Source organism: Promicromonospora kroppenstedtii DSM 19349, from assembly GCF_000515355.1.
Lineage (GTDB): Bacteria > Actinomycetota > Actinomycetes > Actinomycetales > Cellulomonadaceae > Promicromonospora > Promicromonospora kroppenstedtii.
Window position 1 is genome coordinate 110,333 of the sequence record NZ_KI911649.1, and the last position, 8,301, is coordinate 118,633.

9 protein-coding genes are annotated in these 8,301 nt (G+C 70.3%); 1 reads left to right on the plus strand and 8 read right to left on the minus strand.

Annotated features, from left to right (window positions below):
* Positions 1-242 precede the first annotated feature (242 nt).
* Positions 243-641, plus strand: a complete 399-nt coding sequence (msrB, locus tag PROKR_RS10065) for a peptide-methionine (R)-S-oxide reductase MsrB (protein ID WP_036962682.1) — start codon at positions 243-245, stop codon at positions 639-641.
* A gap of 16 nt (positions 642-657) precedes the next feature.
* On the opposite strand, the gene PROKR_RS10070 is transcribed toward msrB, so the two are convergent.
* The 8 genes from PROKR_RS10070 to PROKR_RS37340 form a co-directional block, all read right to left on the minus strand.
* Positions 658-1,203, minus strand: coding sequence for a MarR family winged helix-turn-helix transcriptional regulator (locus tag PROKR_RS10070; RefSeq protein ID WP_036962684.1), 546 nt, complete (start codon positions 1,201-1,203; stop codon positions 658-660).
* Positions 1,204-1,271: 68 nt separating this feature from the next.
* The gene (locus tag PROKR_RS10075; protein ID WP_051432846.1) at positions 1,272-2,888 is read right to left on the minus strand and encodes an MDR family MFS transporter; all 1,617 of its coding nucleotides are present in this window, start codon (positions 2,886-2,888) and stop codon (positions 1,272-1,274) included.
* Complete coding sequence (locus tag PROKR_RS10080; RefSeq protein WP_036962686.1) at positions 2,885-3,388, minus strand: MarR family winged helix-turn-helix transcriptional regulator; 504 nt, start codon at positions 3,386-3,388, stop codon at positions 2,885-2,887. Before PROKR_RS10080 ends, PROKR_RS10075 begins: the two co-directional genes overlap by 4 nt.
* 202 nt (positions 3,389-3,590) lie before the next feature.
* Entirely contained in the window at positions 3,591-5,033 is a 1,443-nt protein-coding gene (locus tag PROKR_RS10085) for a sugar porter family MFS transporter (protein ID WP_084800356.1), read from the minus strand.
* Between the two features lie 108 nt (positions 5,034-5,141).
* Positions 5,142-6,146, minus strand: coding sequence for an inorganic phosphate transporter (locus PROKR_RS10090; RefSeq protein ID WP_036962687.1), 1,005 nt, complete (start codon positions 6,144-6,146; stop codon positions 5,142-5,144).
* 1 nt (position 6,147) lies between these two features.
* Complete coding sequence (locus tag PROKR_RS10095; protein ID WP_026365765.1) at positions 6,148-6,765, minus strand: DUF47 domain-containing protein; 618 nt, start codon at positions 6,763-6,765, stop codon at positions 6,148-6,150.
* 337 nt (positions 6,766-7,102) lie between these two features.
* The gene (locus tag PROKR_RS10100; protein ID WP_036962689.1) at positions 7,103-7,702 is read right to left on the minus strand and encodes a hypothetical protein; all 600 of its coding nucleotides are present in this window, start codon (positions 7,700-7,702) and stop codon (positions 7,103-7,105) included.
* Between the two features lie 94 nt (positions 7,703-7,796).
* The coding region (locus tag PROKR_RS37340) for a SixA phosphatase family protein (protein ID WP_036962690.1) at positions 7,797-8,301 on the minus strand (505 nt) is incomplete at its 5' end.

Below are 8,301 nucleotides of genomic sequence, written 5' to 3' on the forward strand. Positions count from 1 at the left end.
GGTGGGCGTCCGGCGTCGGGCGGCGGCCGTACCGCCGCCGACCACTTCCCCCGGCCGGACAGCGCACCGCGTCGTCGTCGTCGGGGTGGCCGCGGTCGCGGTGCGGGCAACCCGAACGCGTCCGCCGCGAACTGACGCCCGTACGAGTCAGACCCACAGGTAACGCGAGTGACCTGTGGGTCTGACCCGTCTCGGGGAACACTCGCGAACGGCGCGAGGTTGACATGGCTGGAGGTGTCGAGATGACCTACAAGGTGTCCAAGTCCGACCAGGAGTGGCGCGAGCAGCTGTCGTCCCAGGAGTACGCGGTGCTGCGCCAGGCGGGCACGGAGCGTGCGTGGACGGGCGAGCTGCTCGACGAGAAGCGCACCGGTGTCTACCGGTGTCGCGCGTGCGACGCCGAGCTGTTCCGGTCGGAGACCAAGTTCGACTCCCACTGCGGGTGGCCGTCGTTCTACAGCCCGCTCGCCGGCGACTCCGTCGAGCTGATCGAGGACCGTTCGCTGGGCATGGTGCGCACCGAGGTGCGCTGCGCGAGCTGCGGCTCCCACCTGGGGCACGTGTTCGACGACGCGCCCCAGACCCCGACGGGCGACCGGTTCTGCATGAACTCGGTGAGCCTCACGTTCGAAGAGGCCTGACGGCAGACGAGCGGCGTCAGCGCACGCTCTGTTTCCACGCCACGATGTCCGCCGAGTAGCGGTTGAGCAGCCTGGCGAGCTGGGCGACGTCCTCCGTCTCCCAGGTCGCCAGGGCGCCCTCCAGCATGGCGACCCGGCTGGTGCGGGCCCGCTCGAAGCGGTCGACGCCGTCGGGCGTCAGGGTGATGCGCTGGCCCCGGCTGTCGTCGGGGTCGACGGTGCGTTCCACCAGGCCCAGCTCGACGAGGCGGCTGAGCTGCCGCGACACGGTGGCGCGCCCGACGCCGAAGAAGGTGGCGAGGTCGGAACCCCGGGCCCCGGGCCGTTCGGCGATGTGCGCCAGCAGGGGGTACGCGCTCGCGTCGAGCTCGGGATGGACGCGCTGGGCGATCGACGCGCCGTTGGACTGCGCGCGGCGGATCACCAGGCGCACCTCACGCTCCAGGCCCTCGAACGGTCCGGGAGCGGTCGCGCGCTCGTCGGCGGTGTCGCCGCCGGCACCCCTGCCGGCGGCGACACCGTGCGCCGCGTCCTTGCTGGACCTGCCTGTACTCGAGAGCATGCGCCCATGATGACGCGTCAAGCGCCTGGATCACAGCCCGCGGGCACGAAATCCCCCGCTTGCCAGCCTTAGACCTCGGCGGCTTCGAGGTCCTGGAGCTGGTCGATGCCCGACCGGTGACCCAGCGGCACCTCCTTGATGAGGGAGACGCAGACCAGGGCGACCAGCGCGAGCGGTACGGCGGCGAGGAAGATGTCCGCGATGCCGTTCGCGTAGGCCTTCTCGACGACCTCGACCAGCAGGGCCGGGAGTGTCGAGAGATCGGGCAGCGTGCCACCTCCGGAGGACAGTGCCGACGGGTCGATCCCCTGCTTGGCGAGCTCAGGGGCGATCGCGGTGACGCCGTCCTTGAGGTTCTCCTTGACGCTGTGCCCGAGGATCGCGCCGAGCGCGGAGACGCCGATGGCGCCGCCGAGCGAGCGGAAGAACGTCACGGTGGACGTACCCGAGCCCGAGTCCTTGATGTGCAGGGTGTTCTGCGTGGCCAGCACCATGTTCTGCATGAGCATGCCGACGCCCGCGCCGAGCACGAACAGGTAGATCGACACCAGCACGAAGGACGTGTGGTAGTCCAGGGTCGACAGGAGCAGCAGACCGCCCGTCAGGAGCACGCCGCCGGTGACCATGTACGGCTTGTACCGGCCGGTCCTCGAGATGAGCTGGCCGCTGATCGTGGACGACAGGAACAGGCCGACCACCATCGGGATGGTGTAGAGGCCGGACTCCGTCGGCGTCTTGCCTCGGGAGAGCTGCATGTACTGGCTGAGGAACACCGAGGAGCCGAACATCGCGACGCCGACGGCGACCGAGCCGATGACGGCGAGCACCAGCGTGCGGTTCTTGAACAGGTACATGGGAATGAGCGGGTTCTTGACCCGCAGCTCGACGAGCACCGCGATCGCCAGGATCGCCAGGGAGCCGCCGACCATCGCGAACGTCTGCCACGAGATCCAGTCGAACTCGCTGCCCGCGAAGGTGATCCACAGCAGCAGGGTGGCGATGCCGACGGAGATCAGCGTGGCGCCGATGACGTCGATGCGGGCGGAGCCCTTCGGCCGCTTGGGCAGCTTCAGGGTCATCTGCAGCACGATGATCGACGCGATCGCGAACGGCAGGCCCACGAAGAAGTTCCAGCGCCAGCTGATGGCGTCGGTGAGGAAGCCGCCGAGGATGGGGCCGCCGACCATGCCGATACCCATGATCGAGCCCATGAGCCCCATGTACCGGCCGCGCTGGCGCGGGCTGATGATGTCGGCGATGAGCACGGCGGCCAGGGACTGCAGGCCGCCCGCGCCGATGCCCTGGAAGGCGCGGAACGTGATGAGCTGGCCGACGTCCTGCGAGAAGCCGGCGGCCGCTGCCGACAGCACCGAGATGACCAGTGCGATCTGGATCAGGGTCTTGCGGTTGGTGAGGTCGGCGAGCTTGCCCCAGATGGGTGTCGAGATCGTCGAGGTCAGCAGGGTCGCCGTGACGACCCAGGTGAACGCCGACTGGCCGCCCTCCAGGTCGGTGATGATCTTCGGCAGGGACGACGAGACCACCGACATCGCCAGGACGGAGACGAACATGCCGAGGAGGATCCCGGACAGTGCCCGGAGAACCTCCGTGTGCGTCATGGCGGGTGGTTCGCCCTGCAGGTGGTCGGGCTCGACCACCGTGGACGTGGTGTTGGGGCTGGTCATGCACACTCCTGCTGGTTCTGGGGGGTTCTGCGGTGCGTGGTGTTCGCACTGATGGTGTCGACGAGGCGGTCCAGCGTGCGGGTCGCCTCGGCGAGGTCTTCGGGCGACCAGGCAGCGAATGCCTGGTCGATGAGGATCGAGTACTGCTCGGTGGCCTCGGCCGCGAGGGCGCGGCCCGAGTCCGTCAGCTCGACGGTGCGCACCCGGCGGTCCTCGTCGTCGACGGTGCGCACGACGTACCCGGCGTCGGCCAGCGTGCTCACCTGGCGGCTGGCCACGGAGAGGTCGACGCGCTGGCGTGCCGCGATGTCGGAGAGGGAGGCCGGGCCGCACCTGTCGAGCAGGTGCAGCACGGCGACGCCGGCCCTGGGCCAGTCGAGCTCGTGGGCGATACGGGCCGCCGCCTCCCGCTGGGCGCGGGAAAGACTCTGGAGCGCGGTGATCAGGGCGACGGCCGGAGCTTCGGTGCCGGACGCCGTCCGGCTGCTGTGAGAAGTCATGGTGCCTCGCGTTTGATTGCTTAGAGCAACTATATCTCGATGGTTGCCGAATGCAAGGGTCTTGTCGGCGTCGGTCCGGGTGGCCGGGTGTGACCTGCGCGACACGTCATTCGGCCGCGCAGCCCGGTGGGCAGCGCAAGAGCGGACGGCGCCGCTCCCCGGTGGGGGAGCGGCGCCGTCCGGTCAGGGTTCGGCGACGGCGTCAGGCGCCGGCGCGGGACTCGTCGCCCATGTCCTCGAGCTCGACGCCCCTGGTCTCGGGCACCTTGCTGAACACGAAGAAGAAGCTCAGCGCCGCGAAGGCCGCGTACATCAGGTACGGCACGCTGGCGCCGAAGGCGGACAGCAGCGGCGGGAACGTCAGTGTGATCGCGAAGTTGGCGATCCACTGCATGGCCGCTGCGACGCCGAGGGCTGCCGCGCGGATGCGGTTGGGGAACATCTCGCCCAGCAGCACCCACACGAGCGGGCCCCACGAGGCGCCGAAGAAGACGACGAACGCGTTGGCGCAGATCAGGGCGATGACGCCCCAGGGGCCGCTGAGCGAGATGTCCTCGCCTGTGCCGGTGGCCTGCGTGAACGCGACGGCCATGAGGCCCAGGGACACCGTCATGCCGGCCGAGCCGATCAGCAGCAGCGGACGGCGGCCCACCTTGTCGATCAGCGCGATGGCGATGAACGTGACCGCGACGTTGGTGACCGAGGTGATGGTGGAGACCAGGAACGCCTGGCTCTCGTCGAACCCGACGGCCTGCCACAGCGTGCTCGAGTAGTAGAAGATCACGTTGATGCCGACGAACTGCTGGAACACCGACAGCAGGATGCCCACCCAGACGATCGGCTTGAGGCCCAGCGCGCTGCCGCGCAGCGAGCCCTCGGAGGCGTTGGCCTCGTCGATCACGATGCTGCGGTGGATCTGGGCGAGGCGGTCGTCGACGTCCTCGTCCGGGCCGAGCACGCTGGCCAGGACGGCGCGGGCCTCGGCGTCGCGCCCCTTGGCGGCGAGGTAGCGGGGCGACTCGGGGATGCGCAGGGCCAGGATGCCGTAGACCGCGGCCGGGACGACGGCCACGAGGAACATCCAGCGCCAGGCCTCCCAGCCGAACCAGAGCACGTTGGCGGCGCCGCCGGCCGACTCGGCGAGGATCTGGTCGGAGAGCAGGGCCGCGAAGATACCGACGGTGATCGCGAGCTGCTGCAGCGAGCCCAGACGGCCGCGCATCGCGGCGGGTGCGATCTCCGCGATGTACGCGGGCGCGATCACGGACGCGATGCCGATGCCGACGCCGGCCATGAACCGCCAGACGGCGAGGTCCCACGCGGAGAACGCGATGGCCGACAGGATCGAGGACACGAAGAACAGCACGGCGCCGAGCACCATGACGTTGGTGCGGCCCCAGCGGTCGGCCAGGCGGCCGCCGGCCCAGGCACCCAGCGCGCAGCCGAGCAGCGCGACGGCGACCACGAGGCCGGTGATCGTCGGGTTGAGCGAGAACTGACCCTGGATGGCGTCGACGGCGCCGTTGATCACCGAGCTGTCGAAGCCGAACAGGAAGCCGCCCACCGCCGCGGCGAACGCCAGGGCTGTCGCCTTCCGGTGGGCCGATTGCGCGGTGGCGTTCGGGGCCGTGTGACCAGTGCTCATGCTGCGATGCTAAGTCGCCCCCCGGGGCAGTCGCGCGGCGAGCGGTCCGCCGGGTGCCCCCGGCGCCGTCCGCGGACCGCCCCGGAGGGCGCGGGGCTCAGGTGGGCCTCAGGTGAGGAACGGCCAGAGCGCCCAGGTCGCCAGCGCGGCCACGAGGGCCGCCGCGGGGATGGTCAGGACCCACGCGAACGCGATGTTCTTGGCCACGCCCCAGCGAACGGCGGAGAGCCGGCGCGTGGCGCCCACGCCCATGATCGCCGAGGTGATCGTGTGCGTCGTGGAGACCGGCGCGTGCAGCACGAACGCGTTGACGTACAGCACGAGGGCCGAGACCGACTCGGCCACGAAGCCGCGGGCCGGGTCCAGCTCGATGATCTTGCGACCCAGCGTGCGCATGATGCGCCAGCCGCCCGAGTAGGTGCCCGCCGAGATGGCGGCCGCCGCGGAGAGCTTGACCCAGAGCGGGATGCCCGTGTCGGGGTTGGCCCAGCCCACGGTCAGCAGCGCCAGGTAGATGACACCCATGGTCTTCTGCGCGTCCTGCAGGCCGTGGCCCAGCGCCATCGCGGCGGCCGAGGCGGTCTGCGCGATCCGGAAGCGCCGGTGCGTCTTGGCCGGGGCCGCGCTCTTGAAGATCCACAGCACCGCGATCATTCCCGCGAACGCGAGGCCGAAGCCCACCAGCGGCGAGATGACCATGGGGAGCACGACCTTGTCCACGATCGCGGACCAGTAGACGGCCATGCCGCCCGCCAGCCCGGCCCCGACGAGCCCACCGATGAGGGCGTGCGTGGACGAGGAGGGCAGCCCGAACCACCAGGTGATCAGGTTCCACGTGATGGCGCCGAGCAGCGCGCACAGCACCACGGCGAGCTCGGCGTGGGTGCTGGCGCCTGTCAGGTCCACGATCGAGGTGGCGATGGTCTCCGCGACCTCGGTGCCCAGCAGGGCTCCGGCGAAGTTCATGGTCGCCGCCATCAGGAGGGCGACGCGGGGCGTCAGCGCCCGGGTCGACACCGACGTCGCGATCGCGTTGGCGGCGTCGTGGAAGCCGTTCGTGTAGTCGAAGCTCAGGGCGAGCGCCACCACGAGGACGACGAGGGCGACCTCCAACTCAGGACTCCTTGAGGGCGATGGTCTCGACCATGTTCGCCACCTTCTCGAAGCTGTCCGCGGCGTTCTCGAGGACCTCCACGATCTCCTTCAGCTTCATGAGCTGGACCGGGTCGCCGGCGAGGTCGTCGAAGAGCTGGGCGATGAGCTTGCGGTGCAGCTTGTCCGCCTGGTTCTCCAGGCGGTTCACCTCGACCCAGTAGTCGGCGAGCTTGTCCATCGAGCGCAGCCGGGGCATGGCCTCGGCCGTCAGCTCCGCGCACCGCTGCAGCACCTGGACCTGGTCCGAGACGCGGTCCGGCAGGCCCTCGACCTTGTACAGGACGATCAGGTCGGCGGCCTCGTCCATCTCGTCCATGCAGTCGTCCAGCGCCGAGGCCAGGCTCGAGATGTCCTCGCGGTCGAACGGCGTCACGAAGGTCTGGTTGAGGCGCCGCATGATCGAGTGCGTGGCGTCGTCGGCGAGGTGCTCGACGTCGTGCATCTCCTCTGCCAGCTTCTCGCGGCCGGCCTTGTCGGCCCCGAGCAGCTCCGCCAACAGGGACGAACCCCTCACGAGATGCTGGGCCAGGGCGGCGAGAAGGTCGAAGTACGTGGTGTCGCGCGGAGTAAGGCGCACGAGGGCTCCCGTTCTGAGGGCTCTGGAACAGAGATCAGCGTAGGGCTGTTGCCGACTATCGCCAATTTGCAAGGTCATGCTTTGGCAACTCGTGACACACGGCACAGGCCGGGAGCAGCGCGATCGGGGCGGCCTCGAGGACCGACAGGAGGGGAAGTAGAGCGACGCCGAACCGGGAGCGCCTCTCGGCGCGGGGCCGCTCGTAGCGGCTTGAGGTGGAGCCCGGGGCTACCGCAGCCCGGCGTCGCGTGAACCATACTAGTCGCGCGTACGGATCTGCCAAGGGGGTCGGACGTCACAGGGCACGCCCGTGCGGAGGGCTTGACAGCGTTCCGGGCTACTCGAGGGACCCGGTGCGCCACAGGTCAGCGGCGCGTTCCAGCTCCTCCGCGGTGCGCAGCAGGGAGCTCGCGCCCCGGGTCATGCGGGTGGCGCCGGTGGGGTCGGCGACCTCCCGGGAGTCGGCGTCGAAGGCCGCCCCGGTCGACAGGATCCGGCAGAAGGCGCCGGCTCGTTCGAGGGCGACGGCGAGGTCCCCGGTGAACACACCGGAGAGCACGGCGTCGGCCAGTACCTGCAGGTCACCGGGTTCCGGCGGGCTCGGCACGCCCGCGACGGCCTCCTGGACGGGGGCGGCTTCCACACCGAGTCGATACCTGAGCATGACGGTGGGCATGTCCCGGCGTACCCATTCGCGCAGCACGTAGAGGCGCCACAGGGCGCCGGGGAGGGAGACGGCGGAGGCGTCGGCCCACAGGCCCGCGACGGTGTCGAGACCCTCGTTCTCGACGAGGTGGATGAGTCGCTCGACCACCTTCGGGTCCTCGGTGGTGCGGGCGCGGTCCACGAGGGCCCGGGCCGTCGCGTGCGCGATCTCGTCACGCAGGGCAGGGTCCACCTCGCCGGGAAGCGCGTCGGCGTCCCGGGGATCCAGCATGGCCGGCCGTCTCGGCGGTCGTTGGTCGCTGCTCATGGTGTCCGATAGTGCGCCGAAATGGAACGTGTGTCCACCACGATGGTGGCCGAGCGGGTCACCAGACCTGCGGACTTATCTTCTCGGTGGCCACGACGCGCGGTCCCGCCGGCGTCTCGGCGATGTGCGCCACGAGGGCCTCACCCGGTTCGAGGAACGGGTCCACCGTGGGCAGGCCGGCCGCCACCGAGCCCGTCGCGTGCTGGGCCAGCACGTCCAGCACCGTGGGCAGCACGGGGCGGTGGGTGCAGATCACGGACGACTCCGTGGTCTCCTCGAGCAGCTCGCCGACGGTCGCGGCCACGCGCGAGGGCGAGCGCTCGTGCTGCGCCTCGGTGAGGTACTCGCTGTAGCTCGGCCGTACGCCGGACGCGCGCACGTACGGGTCGATCGTGGTTGCGCAGCGCTCCCACCGGGAGCTGATCACGTGCTCGACCCCGTACGCGGCGAGCACCGGTACGAGCGCGGCGGCCTGTCCGTGCCCGAACGGCGTGAGCGGCCGGTCGCGCTCGCCGCCGTGCCAGGACGTGCGGGACACCGCGCGCCCGTGCCGCGCGATCACC

What these genes read in the sequence shown, in the direction of transcription:
- PROKR_RS10085 (WP_084800356.1), bottom strand. Translation starts at nt 5,033, where the DNA reads ATGAGCACTGGTCACACGGCCCCGAACGCCACCGCGCAATCGGCCCAC.
- PROKR_RS10100 (WP_036962689.1), bottom strand. Translation starts at nt 7,702, where the DNA reads ATGCTGGATCCCCGGGACGCCGACGCGCTTCCCGGCGAGGTGGACCCT.
- PROKR_RS10080 (WP_036962686.1), bottom strand. Translation starts at nt 3,388, where the DNA reads ATGACTTCTCACAGCAGCCGGACGGCGTCCGGCACCGAAGCTCCGGCC.
- msrB (WP_036962682.1), top strand. Translation starts at nt 243, where the DNA reads ATGACCTACAAGGTGTCCAAGTCCGACCAGGAGTGGCGCGAGCAGCTG.
- PROKR_RS10075 (WP_051432846.1), bottom strand. Translation starts at nt 2,888, where the DNA reads ATGACCAGCCCCAACACCACGTCCACGGTGGTCGAGCCCGACCACCTG.
- PROKR_RS10070 (WP_036962684.1), bottom strand. Translation starts at nt 1,203, where the DNA reads ATGCTCTCGAGTACAGGCAGGTCCAGCAAGGACGCGGCGCACGGTGTC.